Here is a 17,226-nt window from a genome sequence, read left to right as displayed (position 1 = left end):
TGCTGTTGTTGTTGAGGTTATCCCCATGTTACGCCATACCTTTTTTGTGCTCGTCTCACTTTTCGTGTTTTCGGCTTGCCAGGAATATCACGTGGTTGAGGTCAAAGACTTCCGTATCCATGCGGAAACCCAGGACCCCGACCTTCAGCGTGCGATCAAGGTGCTCGCGCAACGCTATAACCGGGACGTGGGCACGCAGGCCCTGACCATCGTGGACCGGGAGGAGGAGAGCAATTCCCGCATCCGCTTCACCGCGGGCCTGCACGACGACGGCCACAAGCTTGGCCTGGGCAAGTGGATCACCACCACGCAAAAGGAATCCTCGCTGACCCTGAAGGGCGAGAAAAACACCCGCACCGTGGCCTATGCCATGGAAATTGAATTTGATCTGGAAAACTTTGAACGGAAAGCGGCTCAGATTGATGATGCGAGCAGTGAAGAAGCTCAGCATCTTTACCATCTTTTCTGCCACGAGATCGGTCATGGCCTGCAGATGGAACATAGCCGTGAAAGTTCCAACATCATGTATCCGACGATCCCTGAGACTTCCAACCGCTATATCGATTATAAGGCGTATTTCAATCGGGTCCGCTCATTCCTGAGCCGATGATTACGGCCTGTATAACAGCAACTTGGGCTCTCTGCATAGCAGAGAGCCTTTTTGCTTTAGTAGGCATTCCGTCCACGGATCACTTCATCAAGAGTCAAAAAGAGGATCTTGATGTCGAGCCACAGCGACCAATTTTGAATATAAAAGAGATCGCACTCAATCCGCTTTTCAATGCTGGTGCTGCCACGCCAGCCGTTGACCTGAGCCCAGCCGGTGATGCCCGTTTTCACCTTATGCCGCAGCATATACCCGGGCACTTCCTTACGGAATTTATCGACAAAGACCGGGCGCTCGGGCCGCGGTCCCACGAGGCTCATGTCCCCACGCAGAACATTGAAAAATTGCGGCAGCTCATCCAGGCTCGTTCGCCGCAGAAAACTGCCGAGGCGGGTGGCTCTTTGATCACCGGGTCGGGCCCAGACCGCTCCGGTATGATGTTCCGCATCCACCGGCATCGAACGGAACTTCAGACAGTTGAAGCGCACCCCATCGAGCCCCATGCGTTCCTGGCGATAAAGGATCGGCCCGCGCGAGCTGAAGGGAACCAGCATGGCGATCACCAGCATCACGGGGCTCAATAGCATCAAGGCCAGGGAAGCCCCCAATATATCCAGACCACGTTTCAGAATGCAGTTGAAGCCCGAGAGCGGGCTTTCATGAATGCTGATGACCGGCGAGTTATCAATCAGTTCAATGCCGGGTGACATGCGGCTGAAGCGTTTAATATCCGGCAAAATCCGGATATCGTTGACCTGATCCGCGATCTTTTCCAGCTCGCGGTCCAAAAATCCCTGGAACGGATAGGGCAGGGCAATGACCACGGTTTGAATCGGATTCTCGACAAAGAAATGGGCCCAGTCCCGGGTCTCTTCCACACGGGCGAGCTGCTGCGCACGCAGGACTTTTTCCTCCTGCTCTTGAATTTGTTCACCCGGCATGATCACACCAGCCACCAGGGAACGCTCGACGCCGAGTTTGTTGCTGATCGACAGGGCCTCAAGAATCCCTTCACCGCGCGCGATGATCAGGACCCGACGCGGATCAAGGCGGCGACGATAGGCCCGAATAATACGCCGAACCAGATCGCGCCCCAGGATCACGGCAAAGGGCTGCAAGGCGCCGAATATCAAAAGGGTTATACGTGAATAGCGATATTCTTCATAAAAGTAGGTGAAAGCGATCAGCGCGAGCAGCGCAACAAAGGAAGCCGGAATAATATCGAAGACTTCATAGCGGAAACGCTTCTGCTGACCGAGACGCCTCAGGCCACCGGTGAAGGCAAACGTGACCAGCCAGATGCCCCAGATGAAAGGGATCAGCTTGCTGTAGAGCATGACCGGTGGGACGCCCAAGGGAACGTCGATCCAGGAATAAAAACGCAGCAGGAAAGCCAGCACCCAGGCCAGGGTAATCATTATCAAGTCCCCAAGAAGTCGCAGGGAAAACAGCAGCTGGCTGGTCTGTCGATTCATGCTCGATCCTTCACGATCGCGTCGATCTCCTGACGCATTCTTCTTTGAAAATTATCACGACTGAACGTCGCTGCAAAAGTGGTGAGATAGTCCCGATGGAAGGATTGACTTTGAAAATTCTGCAAAGCCGTGCGCAGGGACTCGATGGTCGCCTCTTGAAAAAAGAGGCCGGTTTTTCCTTCCTGAACAAAATCCAAAGCACCGCCCGCTTTGAAGGCGATCAGGGGTGTGCCTGCAGCCAGCGCTTCGATCGCTGTAATACCAAAATCCTCGACGCCGGGAAAAATCAGAGCATCGGCATCCTGGAAAAGCTTCACCCATTCCGCGGCTGATGGTTTCACGCGAAATTCGGTCATTTTTCCAGCCAGTCGTCGCAGTTGCTTTTCCTCAGGACCGGAACCGGCCACAATGAGTTTTTTCCCCAGCGCTTCGCAGGCAGCGATGGCCAGATCAAAACGCTTGTAGTTGACAAAGGCTCCTGCAGCCAGGAAATATCCGCCTTTTTTTGGATTTTGAGGTTTGAAACGTTCGACGGCAACAGGTGGATGCACAACCTGCGCTTCACGTCCATAGTAGCGCTTCACACGCGTTCGCACGAAGCTGCTATTGGCCACAAAACGGTCCACACGATGGTTGGACGCCACATCCCAAACCCTCAGTTTGGAAAGCAGAATATGCTTGATCATCTCGATCAGTGAGAGAGAACGGTGAGGAGTCAGATAATAACGCCTTTGATCCCAAATATATCGCATAGGTGAATGAATATAGGAAAGATGCCGGGCGTCCGCCCCAACCAGAACGCCTTTCGCCACGCACGATGAGGTGCTGATGACAAGATCATAATCCTCCAAAGGCATCGCTTCGACCGCTGCCGGTAAAAGCGGCAGCAGGATCTTGCGAAAACGTTTGAGAGCATTCAGCCAGGGATCGACGATGATCGTGCGACGCCGGATGGATTCGGGCATTTCCGTCTCGTCGTAAAACAGCGTGTAAATAGGAGCATTTGGATAGAGTTCGAGCAACGCCTCAAGGACTTTTTCCCCGCCGCGCCAGGTCACCAGCCAATCATGCACAAATGCGACACGCATTCAACCCCCTGCCTTTTTTAGGCTCCGTGAAGAGAAAATTATGCGCTGCAGTCTTAAAAAACTCAGCAAAAAAACGATGTCGTACTCGATGCCTGCCCCGTCCAGCGCGGTCGTCGTCGACCTACCAGAAAGACTGGGTACCTTGCGAGGCTCTCTCACGGTCTGTTAATATAAAAGTGTAGACCCCTTGCATCACAGGTTTCCGGTTTTCGAAAGCAGCCTTTCGGGCTCTCTCCCTTTTATGACTGATTACGACTTTGTCAAAAGTCCATCGGAAAAAGCGCTTCCCCGTACCCATCTTAGCGCGCCATGAGGAGGCTTCAGCTTCGCTATGAATCAACGCAATCTCTATGACAGCAACGTCGCATCGGAACTGATTCCCCAGGTTCTGGACAAGGAGGGGCCTCTTCCTGTTGGGACCCTGCGTCAGGCCCTGGACGACATCGTTGGCAAGAGCGAAGCCATGGAAAAGGTCTTTCAAACCATTGGCAAGGTCGCACGGTCAGATTCGCCAGTTCTGATTCACGGAGAAAGTGGCACCGGCAAGGAGCTGGTCGCCTGCGCCCTGCACCGCTTGTCCCACCGCGCTTCCCGCCGGTTCCTGGCGGTCAACTGCAGTGCCATTCCCGAAACCCTGCTCGAGTCCGAACTCTTCGGCTATGTCAAAGGCGCCTTTACCGGGGCGGACAAAAGCCGGAAAGGGTACTTTGAAGAAGCCGCCGGCGGCACCCTCTTCCTTGACGAAATCGGCGAGATGCCACCCCGCCTGCAGGCCAAGCTCCTCAGGGTTTTGCAGGAAAAGCAATACAGCCCGATCGGATCCAATGAAGTCAAGATTTCCGATGTGCGCGTGATTACGGCGACCAACGTGGATCTTGAGGAAGCGGTCGCCCAGGGTCGTTTCCGGCTCGACCTTTTTTATCGTTTAAACGTGCTTCCCATCACTTTACCCCCCCTGCGCGACCGCAAAGGTGATGTGAGGCAGCTGCTTGACTACTTCCTGCAGCGTTCCAATCAGCTGCATGAGCTCAACCACCTCTGTTACTTTCAAACCGAGGTGTACCAGTGCCTGGAGCAATATCCCTGGCCGGGCAATGTTCGTGAGCTGCAAAACCTGATCGAACGCCTTGTGGTCATGAGCGGGGGCGGTTCCATCACGCTCGAGTCCCTGCCTCCTGAATATCGGCGTCCCAAAGCCGGTGCCACCAGTCGGGATCGCGAGATTCCCGTTGAAGTTCCCAAAGATCTGATCGAACCCGAATGGGCTCAGGATGCTCAGCCTGCGGGGGCCATCGAAATTCTGCCGGTGGAAGGGATCGATCTGGAACATTACATCGAACGCCTGGAAAACAGCCTGATCATGCAGGCTCTCGAGCGGACGGGAAACAACAAGAATCAGGCGGCGAAGCTTCTTGGTTTGAATCGTACAACTCTGGTCGAAAGAATCAAGAAGAGAAAACTCGTGCCTCTCAATCTTCCTTCCAAAGAGCTTTGATTCGCAAGCTTGCGAATAAGCGCCACCCCATTCCGGGGTGGCCGCAAAACATCAGACAGTCATCACTTCTTTTTCTTTTTTGGTCAGGCGCTCATCAACCGCTTTGATGAAGTTGTCGGTGAGTTTTTGAATCTCATCCTGCATGCGCTTGCTTTCATCTTCCGTGATCTTCTTATCCTTCTCGGACTTCTTCACTTCTTCATTCACATCACGGCGGATGTGGCGAATGGAAACCTTCGCTTCCTCCGACATTTTCTTCAGGTTCTTCACGATTTCCTTGCGGCGCTCTTCAGTCAGCTGAGGGATCGGGATGCGCACGACCACACCATCGCTGTTCGGCTGCAGGCCGAGGTCAGCTTTCATGATGGCTTTTTCGATTTCCTGAATCAGTTTCTTCTCGAAAGGCGCGACCAGGATCGTGCGCGCATCGGGAGTGGACAGCGTTCCCACCTGGTTCAGGGGGCTCATCGTTCCATAATAATCAACTTTCACAGAATCCAGCATGCTAATGGAAGCGCGGCCGGTCCGTACACGGGTCAGGTCCTTTTCAAAACCCACCACGCGTTTTTGCATCTCGTCTTTGCATTTGGCAATAAAGTCAGTCATATCACTTTTCCTCGAATACTAAATGATCAACGAACCAGGGTGCCGCCGACTTCACCTGTGATGGCTCGAAGGACGCAGCCGGCCTCTCCGAGCTTGAACACGCGAATCGGAATGCCTGCTTCCATACACATCGTAATCGCTGTGGCGTCCATGACATTCAACTTCTTGCTGATGACATCAAAGTAAGTCAGCTCGTCGAATTTCACGGCATTGGGAAACTTATGCGGATCGCGGTCATAGATGCCGTCGACCTTGGTCGCTTTCAGTATCACCTCAGCACTCACCTCGCGCGCCCGCAAACTGGCTGCGGTGTCGGTGGTAAAGTAGGGATTGCCGGTGCCGCCGGCGAATATCACCACCCGACCCTTGGCGAGGTGTTTGATCGCCTTCCGCCGAATATAGGGCTCGGCCAGCTCCTGCATGTGGATGGCTGTCATCACCCGACTATAGACGTTGTACTTGGTTTCCAATATACCCTGCAAGGCCAGGCTGTTGATCACAGTCGCCAGCATTCCCATGTAATCGGCATTGGCGCGATCCATGTCCCAGCCGGACGCCCGTGATCCTCGCCAGATGTTGCCACCGCCGATCACGATGGCCACTTCCACGCCCAGCTTCTGGATATCGGCGATTTCACGCGCGACAAATTGCAGAGCGTCGCCTTCGATGCCGAATCCGCGCTCGCCACCCAACATTTCACCGGAAAGTTTGAGCATGACTCGTTTGTACTGTGCTTGACTCATTGACGCCTCTTGCGGCAGGTTTTCATTGCGGGGAATAATCCGAAGAATGCGGACAAAAAAAACCCCGATATCATCGGGGTTTCACTTCATCAAGAGCGAAGGGCTGCGGCGACTTCATCCGCGAAGTTTTCCTTCTTCTTGTCAATACCTTCACCCAGCTTGAAGAGGTGGAACGAAGTCAGGGTTGCACCCTTGCCTTTTTCCGCCACCAGCTTGCTGACGCTCGTCGAAGGATCCTTGATAAAGGCCTGCTCGGTGAAGCAGATCTCTTTAAAGAACTTGTTGATCTGACCCTGCAGGATCTTCTCGTGCATATTTTCAGGCTTGCCCTGCTCCAGCAGAGCTTTGCGGCCAAGGGCTTTTTCCGTTTCGATTTCTTCCGGACTCACTTCATCCGACTTCAGATAACGCGGAGCCGCGGCGGCTGCATGCATCGCCAGGTCTTTGCCGAGTTCCTGAATTTCGGGGCCTTCGGCGCCGTTCAAAAGAACGATCGCACCGATTTTGCCACCCATGTGGGTGTAGCCAGCAACGGTACCTTTGTTCGTGGTAAGAAGGGCCACGCGGCGCAGGCGCATGTTTTCGCCGATCTTCGCGATCAGGCCTTTCAGATTGTTTTCAACGGTGTCGCTGCCCATTTTCAGGGTGTTCAGCGCATCCAGGTCACCCACCTTGTTTTGCAGAGCGAGCTTCGCCACGTCGTCGGCGAATTGCATGAATTCCGGGTTTTTGCTGACGAAGTCCGTTTCCGCGTTGAGTTCGATCACCACGCCCGAGCGTTGATCTTCGCTCACGAGGACCTTCACGACACCTTCCGAAGCCACGCGATCGGCTTTTTTCGCAGCGCGCGACAGACCGCGTTCACGCAACCAGAGGATGGCCTTTTCCAAATCGCCTTGGTTCTCTTCCAGCGCTTTTTTGCACTCCATCATGCCAACGCCAGTTTTTTCGCGCAGCTCTTTCACCATACTCGCTGAAATTGTCACGGGGTAACCTCCCAAATTATTTTGAAGATTAAGATCGCAGTTTCATGAAGACCGGTATGGCCCGCACCCTCTTAAGCGCCTCGGCATCCTAGCTCAAGTCAGAGGTCAGGACAAATGCCATTACGACATTTTTAGGGCACGCGCTGGGGTGAGGGAGGACATACAAAAGCTGCCCCTTGCGGAGCAGCTTGCGTGCAGATTACTTTTTCTCGACGTTGACTCGGTTGCCTTTGTCGTCCCGGAAGCTGCCTTCCTGAACCTGGAAGCCGCCGCGCTCAGGTTTTTCACCGTCGACGTCCTTGCCGCGTACCCGACCTTCAGCACAGGCCTGAGCTGCGGTGCCGATGAAGAGTTGCAGCGAACGCAGGCTGTCGTCGTTGCCTGGGATGGGATAGTCGATCAGAGTGGGGTCAGCATTGGTATCAGCAATAGCCACCACAGGGATACCAAGACGCTTGGCTTCCTTGATCGCGATCGTTTCCTTGTGCGCGTCCACCACGAAGAGAGCCGCGGGCAGACCAGGCATATCCTTGATACCGCCAAGGGCCAGCTCCAGTTTCTCTTTTTCACGGCTCAGGTTCAGAGCTTCTTTTTTGGTCAGCTTCTGAAACGTGCCGTCGGTCGCCATACGCTCAATTTTACGCAGACGGTGGATCGAAACACGAATGGTTTGAAAGTTGGTCAGCGTGCCGCCGAGCCAACGGTGGTTGACGAAGAATTGATTGGTGCGACGGGTTTCTTCCTGCACGAGGTCGCGAGCCAGACGCTTGGTGCCAACGAACAGCACGTGGCCGCCGCGAGCGGTCGTGGCTTCGAGGAAGTCACAGGCGCGCTGGAACATTTTCACAGTTTTCTGCAGGTCGATGATGTGGATACCGTTGCGCTGACCGAAGATGAAAGGAGCCATTTTAGGGTTCCAACGACGGGTCTGGTGACCATAGTGGACACCGGCTTCGAGCAGCTGCTTCATGTTAATCGTAACGGCCATGGGGTCTCCAAAAAGTGAGAAGGTTTAAACTTCGGAAGCGAACAACTCCAGCCCGATCGGGGCTGACCTTCCAGCTTTCGCTTCCTGTTTTTTAGGGAACATGTTCCCTTGAAAAAAGCTCGACCAAGCTATACCCGCAGGCCGGGTAGGGCAAGAGAAATCAGTCGTTAGGTAACTTTAAATTCCGAAGAGCGGCAAAAGGACTATGCTCAGGTTTGATGGCATCCTGGAATACGGCCTTGCTGCTAACGTCTTTATGACATACAAGGCAGGACTTTCCATCCGGGGTAGTCTTCACCAAACGTGTCGGCAGTGCCGTCTGAATGAAGTCATTGATGATCACTTCCAGATCCATCATGCCCTGCGCATCGATATAATAGGCATCCATATCCGAAGGTTCAAGGTCGCGTTCCACGACCTCCTCCTCCTCGTCCTCCACGGGAGCCTGCTCGAGGTACCGCACCTTGATCTTGCGCGAGATTTCCCAGGGAATCATGTCCTCACAGCGGCTGCACGACACGGTTGGGGTAAAGTGAACCTCGCCCTCAATCTGATAGAGACCATAATTGCTCGGGGTCACGGTCAGCGACCCGGTGATACGGCGCGCGGGAGGAACCGCACCGTTGATATCAAACGACTCGTAGATCAGGTGGAGCCAGGGCTCGTCACCGGAAATATCAATAGTTTTGGGGCTTCTGAGCTCTTCCGCCTTTAATTTCATGTAAAACTCCTTACACCAAGCCCTTTGTGGCCGATCGCTGGCTGAATCTATTCCCGGATTGACGGATGGGCAATAAGTAAAAAAGACTTACTATGGCAGATGGAGCATGACGCATCTTGATAAGCCACTATAATATGAATGCAGGCGAAAAATAGGACCGGGAGGCAATCGTGAGAAATGCATTGGCCATCATGCTGCTTTGGTTGTTTATACCAGTGGCGTCCGGGCTGGCTGCAGTCGTGGCCCAGGATGGAGTCCTCGACCTCAGGGGCCAGGACCTATCCCAACCCATCCGTGCGATCGGCCACTGGGATTTCTACTGGAATCAGCTGCTCACGCCCGAGGATCTGAAACAGGCCGATCTTCCGAAAGTGACCATCAAGGTGCCTGGACTCTGGTCTCAGGATCCGGCGCAATATCCCACCAAAGGTTATGCCACCTACCGGCTGCGCGTACGGATCGATCCCGGGCAAAAGCTGGCCTTGTTTCTGGATGCCTCCATCTGGTCGGCGTCGCGGATCTTTGTCGACGGCGAGGAGGTGGCTCATCTGGGAAAGGTCGGGACCAGTGCCGACACCTCCGAGGGCGGCGTGGCGACCCGAATCCATGAGTTCCAGCCGCAGAACGCGGAATTTGATCTCATCATCCAGGTCAGCAACTTCGAAATCTTTCTCTGCGGCATCACCCTGCCTCCTCAGTTTGGGACCCTGGAAGCCCTGGCCCGCGATCGCAACCAGAAGGTGGCCCTCGATGTCTTCCTGGTCGGGGCTCTTATCATCATGGGCATCTACCACCTCTGCCTTTTCGTTTTGCGGACCGAAGATCCATCCACACTCTGGTTTAGCGGCATCTGTTGCTTCACTGCTCTCTGGCAGGCGACATCGCGGAATGGATTGCTCACGCTCTTTGTTCCTGACTTGGGCTTTGATGAGCGCTTGCGCATTTACAACGGCGCCTGGATCATAGGGGTCACCTCGTTCACTTGGTATTTCCACTTTATCTTCGGCAGGGCCTATGCCCGCTTCGTCTGCTGGCTGTCCACCGCCATCACCATCGCTTTTGCCACGGTCATGCTCGTCACCAGCGCCCGCATTTTTGTTGGGCTGGCGAATGTCTATCATTTCACCATGCTGATGGTCCTGATTTATTCCACGGTCGTTGTGATCCGCGCCGCGCTTCGCAAGGAGGAGGACGGCCGCCTGATGCTGTTCGGCTTTGGAATTCTCGTCTTTACAGCCGTTCATGACGTCCTTGCCATTCGCGAGATCATTTCGTCTCCCATGATGACGGCAGGCGGACTCTTTGGCTTTATCTTCTTCCAGTCCTTCTTCCTCGCCCGACGCTTTTCCAATGCCTTTGTGAAAGTGAAGCAGTCGGAAAAGGAAATCCGTTCGCTGTCGGAGGATCTCAAAACCCTGAATAACAACCTCGAAAAACTGGTCGAGGAAAAAACCCGCGACATCCGTTCCATCATGGAGCATATTCCCCTCGGCGTCCTGATGATCAAGCAGGATCGCAAGATTCATAAGGATCACTCCAGGCGCGTCCATGAATTTTTGGATAAGGAACAGCTTGAAACCGCGAATGCCGCGGATCTGGTCTTCGCCGGTTCCCATTTGAATTCCGATCAAAAAAGCCAGGCGGTCAGCTGCCTCGACGCAAGTTTGGGCGAGGACGCCGTGAACTTTGCCATGAATCACCATCTGCTGCCGTTTGAAATGTTCTGTCAGGACGGGCCGGACAAGCAAAGGATTCTGGAATTGACCTGGGATCCGATTGTAACGGTCGATAACCGTATCGATAAAATTCTGGTGACCATGCGGGATGTGACCGACCTGCGCCGGCTGCAGGCCCGCAGCCAGGAGCAGCAGCAGGAGCTCGAATACATCGCCGAGATCATGAATATTCCTCCGGATCGCTTTGAACATTTCCTGCAGACCTCCGATGAACTTCTCGAACAAAGCCGGACGCTCCTCGATGGCATGCAGCGCAAGGGTCCCTCAGCCAAGGTCTTAAAACTCCTCTTTATCAATATGCACACGCTCAAGGGTGCCGCGCGCGGGCTTTATCTGAAGCAGTTGAGTCAGATGTTCCATGAAGTGGAGCAGTTCTATGCCGGGATTCAGGAGGGGAACGACTGGAATATGCGGGTCATGCGCGAACAGATTGAGAACGCGCAGAAGCTGGTCGATTACTATAAATTCATGGCTCACAACCGCCTGGGACGTCATCCCGAGAAGTCCCAGATTGCGGAATATCATATCGCTGAAATCGAAACCCTCTATCAGGGACTCAAGGCCTGGCCCGGTCCGGCCAGCCCACTCATCGATCGAATCCGTGGGCTCTTTTACAGCAAAATATTCAAGGACGCGCGCCTCATCTTTGATGATCTCTTCAGCTCCGTCCCCCTCTTGGCCAAGGACCTGGCCAAGGAAAACCCGAACATCCGCCTCGATACGCGCGGCATTTACCTGAGCCAGCGGGCGGAAGTGATTTTCCGCAAAATCTTCATTCACCTCATCCGCAATGCGATGGATCATGGACTCGAACCCGCCGCGGAACGGCAGAAGCTTGGCAAAAGTCCGGAAGGCACCATCTATGTGCATATGCAAAGATTGGGGGATCGCCTGGAACTGCGCTGCTATGATGATGGCCGGGGCCTGAATCTCAAGCGTCTTGAGGCGGTCGCCATTCAAGGCGGACTGCTGCCCACCGGCATGAACTCCAGCCCGCAGACGATCGCCAACCTGATCTTTCATCCCGGTATGTCGACGGCCCGTGAGGTCAGCGATATTTCCGGTCGTGGCATCGGCATGCATGCGGTTCAGGCCTTCATCGAAGAGAACCAGGGAAGCATTACGATCGAGCTCGACTCGCATGGCCGAACCCCTCCGGATCATACCGCGTTCCGGCTCGTTATCGGGCTTCCATTCATACTTTTTGAAGAGGCGGACTGGGCTGTGCGGGCTCTTGCCAAGCCAGCGTAGATTCACCCTTTCTGCTTGAAAAGTTCTTGAGTTACCGAAGGATACAAGAAAAGACTCCACTTTCTTACGAGGCGGCCGATGACAGACCGGAGATATAAGCATCCAGGGATGGAGACAGTCGACCCGTATGGAGAAACGTTGGAACGTTTACCACGGAAATGACTACCTGGGCCTGAAAACGGCCAGGGAGATCAGGGAGGCTTTGCGCCAAGGCACCCTGGATCCATTCGACAAAGTCTCCCGCGAAGGTTCCAATATCCGCGAAGATTTGATTGAAGTTGATGAGATCTTCAAGGAAACCCCCGAAAGTCCCTCCGCCGGCGCACCCACGACCGGGCCCGACACTGAAGGCACGGTAGTCGCGGATCGCAGCGTTGTCATGGAAGCGATGCAGCCCAGCAAATCGCAGAGCACGGGCTCCAAATCCAAACCCAAGCCCGTGGATAATGACGAGCCGGAAACCGGCAATTCTCAGGATTTTTCCCAGCGCAACGATACCGGCACGCGTCACTCAGGCAAGCGCTACTACCTGATCGATCGTGAAAAAGTCCTGGGACCACTCAGCGCCCTCGAGATTCAGTCCCTTTTCAATCGCAACATGCTGAACAAAAAAGTGCGCGTGCAAAAGATCGGCAACGAAAAAACCATACCGATCACACAGTTTATTGCCTCCTACTCTGGCGATCGTTTGAAGGAATTGGCCGAAGATGGCCGCATTCCTCAGCAGATCGGCGTCGGCAGTCCCTCGTCGAAGGTGATGAATGAACTCGCCCGCATGGCCAACAGCCGCCGTGTGGCCCAGGATCGCAAGAATCGCGCCTATCTCGTCATGGCCTTTATCGGTCTTATTCTGGGCGCTTTGGTTTACCTCCTTTACGAACAGACCACGAGTGAGCCTGAGACACGCAGCGCAGCCGAGGAACAGGCAGATGATTCGCAGCCGGCCAGCAAGGCGCGACCACGCCTGATTCAAAAAACGCCCGAGCCGCCGCCCAAAAAGGATCCACCGCCACCGCCACGGAAAGTGGAAAAACCGGAACCCCGTCGCGTGGAACGGCGCCCCACGCGGAAGACTCCGCCCCGGGTCTCCCAGAGAAAAGAGGAACCAGCCAAACAGGATAATACGCCCCAGGGTCCAGGTCCCATTGCGAAGGCCATGGAGTCAGCGGGACGTATTCAGACGATTGGGCCGCTCACTTTCAGCAACGCAGCCCTGGAATCGTGCCCAAGCAAGTGCACTTTGACGTTGTTTGATGGAACCGGCTCCAGTATGAAAGCCGTGTTCTTTAAGAATGCTTATAATGACCAGCTCCGCAGCCGCGCCAAGGGCGCCTTCCTGACGGGCAACACCAAGATGGATCGAGGCGAACTGACGCTTTTCATCCAGGATGTTCGCTAGCTCTCCCAACGCCTCCACAACTTCCGCAAACAAGTCCGAACTTGACCAGACGACAGGGAAACTGTAATAGGGTAGGTTCCTGATGACAGGACGGCGAAAGCCCTGACGCAAAATATTATTCAATACGCCTGCGATCAAAGGAGTATTTCTCATGGCAGTACCTAAGACCCGAACATCCCATTCGAAGCGCAACATGCGCCGTTCGCACCACGCTCTGAAAGTTCACGGCGTATCGATCTGTGCCAATTGCAGCACGGTAAAGCCTCACCATGGCATCTGTGACGCTTGCGGCCACTACCGCGGCAAACAATGGCTTGAGCCCAAGAAAATGACCTCAGGTGACACGAACTTCTCTGCCGAGGGATAAATGTCAGCAACACTCGCCATGTTCCCAGGGCAAGGAAGCCAGTATGTGGGCATGAGCCAAAAGCTCCTCGAAGCCTTTCCCTATGTGAAAACTGTCTTTGAGGAAGCAGAAGATTCCTGCCAACTGCACATTCGTCGTCTTTGCCTGGAAGGTCCTGAAGACGAACTCAAGTTGACAGCCAACACTCAGCCCTGCCTTCTGGCGACTGCGGTCGCGTACTGGAAGGTCTTGCAGGATGAAGTTGGACTCAAGCCGGATCTCTATGCCGGTCATAGTTTGGGTGAATATTCGGCTCTGGTCGCAGCCGGCAAGCTGGGTCTGGGTCGCGCGAGTTATCTGGTCAGAAAGCGTGGCGAAGCCATGCAGAAGGCTGTTCCCCCGGGTGTCGGCGCCATGGCTGCCGTGATGAAAATGCCCGTGGATCAGCTCGAAGCGCTCTGCGCCCGGCATTCCCAGCCTGACCATCGGGTTGAAATCGCCAACTACAACAGCGATGCGCAGCTTGTGATCGCAGGTCATGCCAAAGCCGTCATGCATCTCTGTGAAGACCTTCAAAAGATCCCCATCCGTTATGTGGATCTTCCGGTGAGCGCCCCCTTCCATTCGAGCCTGATGAAACCAGCCAAGCTGGAAATGCAGGGACTCCTGGAATCCAGTTATCTCGCAAAAAATTCAGAAGGCATCATTGCCAACATCACGGGCTCTGTCGTGCGCGATTACAGTGCGCAGTATCTGATCGATCAGATCGATGGCCCGGTGCGCTGGATTCAGTCCATCGACACCGCGAAAAATGAAGGCATTCAGCGCTTCATCGAAATCGGGCCTGGCAAGGTTCTGTTTGGACTTGTGCGCCGCATGGTGCCGAGGGACGGATTTGAAGTGATCGCCAGCGATGATATCGTGGAGACGGTCAAGGCTCTTTCCTGATTTCCGTTCCTGAAAACAGGAGCTGACACGACGGGCAGCTCCTTTCTCCCCGAATCTCAATTCAAAGTTTTCAAGAAGGCATCCGCCCAGGTTTTCTGGAAGGATTTTTCCTTGTAGACCACACCCAGACGGAAATCCTTCAGATACTGCCTGGCCACGCGCTGGATATCCTCGGGCGTGACCTTTTCCAGTTCACGCGGCATCTGATACAGCCGTTCGACATTTCCATTATAAAGATAGGACGCCGCCAGGGAACTGGCGAGGCTGCTGTGCTCCTCGAGCGTGAGGAAGTAGCCGGTGGCAAAGACCGTCTTGTGCCGTTCCAGATCCTCCTTGCTGAGTTTTTTATCGCGCAGTTTTTTGACGACCGGAGCGATCGCTTCCAGGGTTTCCCTGGGCCGCGACGTCGAGGCATGAATCACGCCGATACCCATGGCCAGCGAAACCTGCTGAGCATAGACCGCATAGGAAAGCGAGCGTTTGGTCCGCACTTCACTTTCCAGCTCTTCACTCAGAATACGGATCAGAAGATTGACGGCGGCATCATCCGGACTCGTATAGGACGGAAGTGAGAACTTGGCCCGCACATAGGCGGTGGGAATATCCCGATCAGCCAAAGCAAAGATGCGTTTGGGATTGAATTTCGGTGTGGTCGGAGCCTTCAGCTCGCTCGTTCCCTGGGTGAGGGTACCGAGATGCTGCGTGAGCAGCTTTTGCAATTTGTCCTTGGGCATGCCGGCCACGACCACGATCACCTTGCGGCTTTTCTTCATCACATCCGTGTGCAGGGCAGGCAGATCCTTGAGCTGCAGTTTTTTCAGATACTCCAGCTCCTTCGCGTTCGGCACCCAGTAGGGATGCTGCCCACCATAGAAGGCGCCATTCACCACTTCATTCACATAGGCTTCCGGATTTTGCGTCATGCTCTTCAGCGAGGCCTCAACCTGCTGCAGAATCAGCTGGCCCTCGGCCGGATCCAATGCGGGTTCCTTCAGAACACTTGCGTAGACCGGCAGAAGCTCAGGCAGATTCTCTTCCAGTGTGGCCATGCTGCAGGCGCTGGTTTCAATGCTCACCCCGCAGTTGATGGAGGTCGCATATTTTTCCATCAGCTCATAGAGCCTGTCCTTCGGCCAGGTTTTGGTGCCACGCTTCATGAGTTCAAAGAGCACACCCAGAGTCGTCTGCTTTTCAGCCGGCAGATGCGACTCGCCAAAGGCCAGAGCCGTGGCGATCTGCACAATCTCAGTGCCCTTGATGTGGCGGTAAACCACCGGAATCTTTCCCGGCAGCTCGAAGATTTCGGTGTTCTGCTTTTGCATGCTGATGGTCGCATCGCTTACCAGCTGTTTGGCGGCAAGTGGTGCCGTCCAGGCCAGTCCCAGGGAAAGGGTCAAGGAAAAAATTCGCTTCATTTGCTGGCTCCTTGCTTGGCGGATTCACGCTGGAGAGCTTTGGTATTATCCACCAGCTTCAGTTTCTTTGCGTCCTCATCCGAAAGAAGCACGCTGGTCACCTGGGCCTTGTCGACAAAGTATTGTTTGGCAAAGGCCCGCACATCCTTCAGGGTTACCTTGCTGAGTTCGGTCACATAATTCTGGTAAAAATCGAGTCCGGTCACGGCCCACCAGAAGGCCACATCCTTGATATAGGCGCTCGGGCGGTTCTCCGAAAACTTGCGATCGATCACGAGACTGCGGCGCACATCGATCAGCTGCTGCTCCGTGAAATAATCCGGCTCCATCCACTGCAGGGGTTCCTTTTTCAGGGCCTCGCGCACCTCCGCGAATTTTTCCGGGCTGCAACTCGCCCAAAGGTTCAGCTCACCGGCCTGCGATTGCGTCAGGTAACCAAAGCCGGCTCCATAGCTCAGACCGGAATCGATGTAGCGCTTATGAAATTTGCTGAGGCGATGGTTGACCAGTCCGCTCAGGATATCCGCCACCGACGCATCGTGCGGGTTGCTGCGAGCCAAAGGACCCGAGTAGGTGAGCGTCAGCCCCACGTTCCGGGCCTGCGCATGGGCATGAACGATGTCCTGGGAGGCCTTGGGAAAGGCAGGAAAAGCGGGAGCCTCAAGCGGCTTCCAGTCCTTGGGATTTTGCCAGCGGCCAAAGATTTTTTTGACCATGCCGGTCAGCGCCGCGCGATCGAAATCACCGGAGACGAGCAGGGCACTGTTTTTGGGAACAAAGACCTCGTCCTTGATGGCCATCAGCTGCTGGCGCTGGGCCTTTTCAATGATCTCCCGCTCGCCCAGAGGATAGCGAAGATACGAAAGGGGTCCATAAATCGCGTTCAAACGCGCGAGATAAAGATTGAAGCCTGGCTGGGAGGCGTTGCGGTCCCACTCATCCAGGACCACCTTGCGTTCGCGTTCCAGCTCCTGCTGGTCGATCAGCGGCGTGGCGATCGCGTGATACATGAAATCAAGGCCTTCCTCGAGGAAGGCGGACGGCAGCGTAAAGTAGTAGCGCACGAGCTCGGGATGCGTATCCCCGTTATAAATGATGCCAAGGTCCTGGATCTTGCGCTGAAAGGCTTCCTGATTGGGAATGGAGGCATTGCCCTTGAAGAACATGTGCTCCCAAAGATGGGTCAGGCCATTGGTGTCCGGTTTTTCGGTAAACGCCCCGGCCTTCACAGCCAGCACGATGGTCACCAGGGGAACCTTGCGCGCCTCAAAAGTCACCAGCTCCAGGCCGTTGTCGAGTCGATCGGTTTTGAGTTGGGCCCAGCAATCGGGCACGGCCAAAAGCAGAATGGCCGCACTTAGGGCGGCTCTCTGGAGAGCTTGGAACATGTCACCCCCGGAAATCACATATGGATGGATGTGG

At 54.7% G+C, this 17,226-nt stretch carries 15 protein-coding genes; 6 read left to right on the top strand and 9 right to left on the bottom strand.

What is annotated here, in order from left to right:
* Positions 1-25: 25 nt before the first annotated feature.
* Entirely contained in the window at positions 26-610 is a 585-nt protein-coding gene (locus tag OLTU_RS02935) for a matrixin family metalloprotease (RefSeq protein ID WP_141731265.1), read from the top strand.
* Positions 611-666: 56 nt separating this feature from the next.
* On the opposite strand, the gene OLTU_RS02930 is transcribed toward OLTU_RS02935, so the two are convergent.
* Both OLTU_RS02930 and OLTU_RS02925 read right to left on the bottom strand, forming a co-directional pair.
* Complete coding sequence (locus tag OLTU_RS02930) at positions 667-2,082, bottom strand: undecaprenyl-phosphate glucose phosphotransferase (RefSeq protein ID WP_141731264.1); 1,416 nt, start codon at positions 2,080-2,082, stop codon at positions 667-669.
* Positions 2,079-3,170 carry a glycosyltransferase gene (locus OLTU_RS02925; protein WP_141731263.1) on the bottom strand — a complete coding sequence of 364 codons (1,092 nt, stop codon included), beginning with the start codon at positions 3,168-3,170 and terminating at the stop codon, positions 2,079-2,081. The genes OLTU_RS02930 and OLTU_RS02925 overlap by 4 nt, the downstream gene beginning before the upstream one ends.
* A 331-nt stretch (positions 3,171-3,501) precedes the next feature.
* Between OLTU_RS02925 and OLTU_RS02920 the strand changes: the two genes are divergently transcribed.
* Positions 3,502-4,665 carry a sigma-54 interaction domain-containing protein gene (locus tag OLTU_RS02920; RefSeq protein WP_141731262.1) on the top strand — a complete coding sequence of 388 codons (1,164 nt, stop codon included), beginning with the start codon at positions 3,502-3,504 and terminating at the stop codon, positions 4,663-4,665.
* A 51-nt stretch (positions 4,666-4,716) separates the two neighbouring features.
* Here the strand turns inward: OLTU_RS02920 and frr are convergent, their stop codons facing one another.
* From frr to OLTU_RS02895, 5 genes are all read right to left on the bottom strand, one after another.
* The gene (gene frr / locus OLTU_RS02915; RefSeq protein WP_141731261.1) at positions 4,717-5,271 is read right to left on the bottom strand and encodes a ribosome recycling factor; all 555 of its coding nucleotides are present in this window, start codon (positions 5,269-5,271) and stop codon (positions 4,717-4,719) included.
* A 26-nt stretch (positions 5,272-5,297) separates the two neighbouring features.
* Entirely contained in the window at positions 5,298-6,014 is a 717-nt protein-coding gene (gene pyrH / locus OLTU_RS02910; RefSeq protein WP_141731260.1) for a UMP kinase, read from the bottom strand.
* 89 nt (positions 6,015-6,103) lie between these two features.
* On the bottom strand, positions 6,104-7,000 hold the full coding sequence (gene tsf / locus OLTU_RS02905) for a translation elongation factor Ts (RefSeq protein WP_141731259.1): 897 nt from the start codon (positions 6,998-7,000) through the stop codon (positions 6,104-6,106).
* Positions 7,001-7,199: 199 nt separating this feature from the next.
* Positions 7,200-7,988 (bottom strand): 30S ribosomal protein S2, encoded by a 789-nt coding sequence (gene rpsB / locus OLTU_RS02900; protein ID WP_141731258.1) that lies wholly within the window; start codon positions 7,986-7,988, stop codon positions 7,200-7,202.
* Positions 7,989-8,148: 160 nt separating this feature from the next.
* Complete coding sequence (locus OLTU_RS02895) at positions 8,149-8,709, bottom strand: YceD family protein (RefSeq protein ID WP_141731257.1); 561 nt, start codon at positions 8,707-8,709, stop codon at positions 8,149-8,151.
* Positions 8,710-8,879: 170 nt separating this feature from the next.
* On the opposite strand from OLTU_RS02895, the gene OLTU_RS02890 reads away from it, so the two are divergent.
* The 4 genes from OLTU_RS02890 to fabD all read left to right on the top strand — a co-directional run bounded on the left by OLTU_RS02890 (position 8,880) and on the right by fabD (position 14,389).
* On the top strand, positions 8,880-11,696 hold the full coding sequence (locus tag OLTU_RS02890; RefSeq protein ID WP_141731256.1) for a 7TM diverse intracellular signaling domain-containing protein: 2,817 nt from the start codon (positions 8,880-8,882) through the stop codon (positions 11,694-11,696).
* 127 nt (positions 11,697-11,823) lie between these two features.
* Positions 11,824-13,095: a hypothetical protein gene (locus OLTU_RS02885; RefSeq protein WP_141731255.1), complete on the top strand. Its 1,272-nt coding sequence runs from the start codon at positions 11,824-11,826 to the stop codon at positions 13,093-13,095.
* Between the two features lie 151 nt (positions 13,096-13,246).
* Positions 13,247-13,462: a 50S ribosomal protein L32 gene (gene rpmF / locus OLTU_RS02880; protein ID WP_141731254.1), complete on the top strand. Its 216-nt coding sequence runs from the start codon at positions 13,247-13,249 to the stop codon at positions 13,460-13,462.
* The gene (gene fabD / locus OLTU_RS02875; RefSeq protein ID WP_141731253.1) at positions 13,463-14,389 is read left to right on the top strand and encodes an ACP S-malonyltransferase; all 927 of its coding nucleotides are present in this window, start codon (positions 13,463-13,465) and stop codon (positions 14,387-14,389) included.
* 56 nt (positions 14,390-14,445) lie between these two features.
* Here the strand turns inward: fabD and OLTU_RS02870 are convergent, their stop codons facing one another.
* Complete coding sequence (locus OLTU_RS02870) at positions 14,446-15,804, bottom strand: M16 family metallopeptidase (protein ID WP_141731252.1); 1,359 nt, start codon at positions 15,802-15,804, stop codon at positions 14,446-14,448.
* Entirely contained in the window at positions 15,801-17,192 is a 1,392-nt protein-coding gene (locus OLTU_RS02865) for a M16 family metallopeptidase (protein ID WP_141731251.1), read from the bottom strand. The genes OLTU_RS02870 and OLTU_RS02865 overlap by 4 nt, the downstream gene beginning before the upstream one ends.
* Positions 17,193-17,226 lie beyond the last annotated feature (34 nt).

It is taken from the genome of Oligoflexus tunisiensis, from assembly GCF_001748245.1.
In the GTDB taxonomy this organism is placed as follows: Bacteria; Bdellovibrionota_B; Oligoflexia; order Oligoflexales; family Oligoflexaceae; genus Oligoflexus; species Oligoflexus tunisiensis.
The sequence above is the reverse complement of the archived record's forward strand: the minus strand, read 5'-3'. Positions and strand labels throughout refer to the sequence as shown.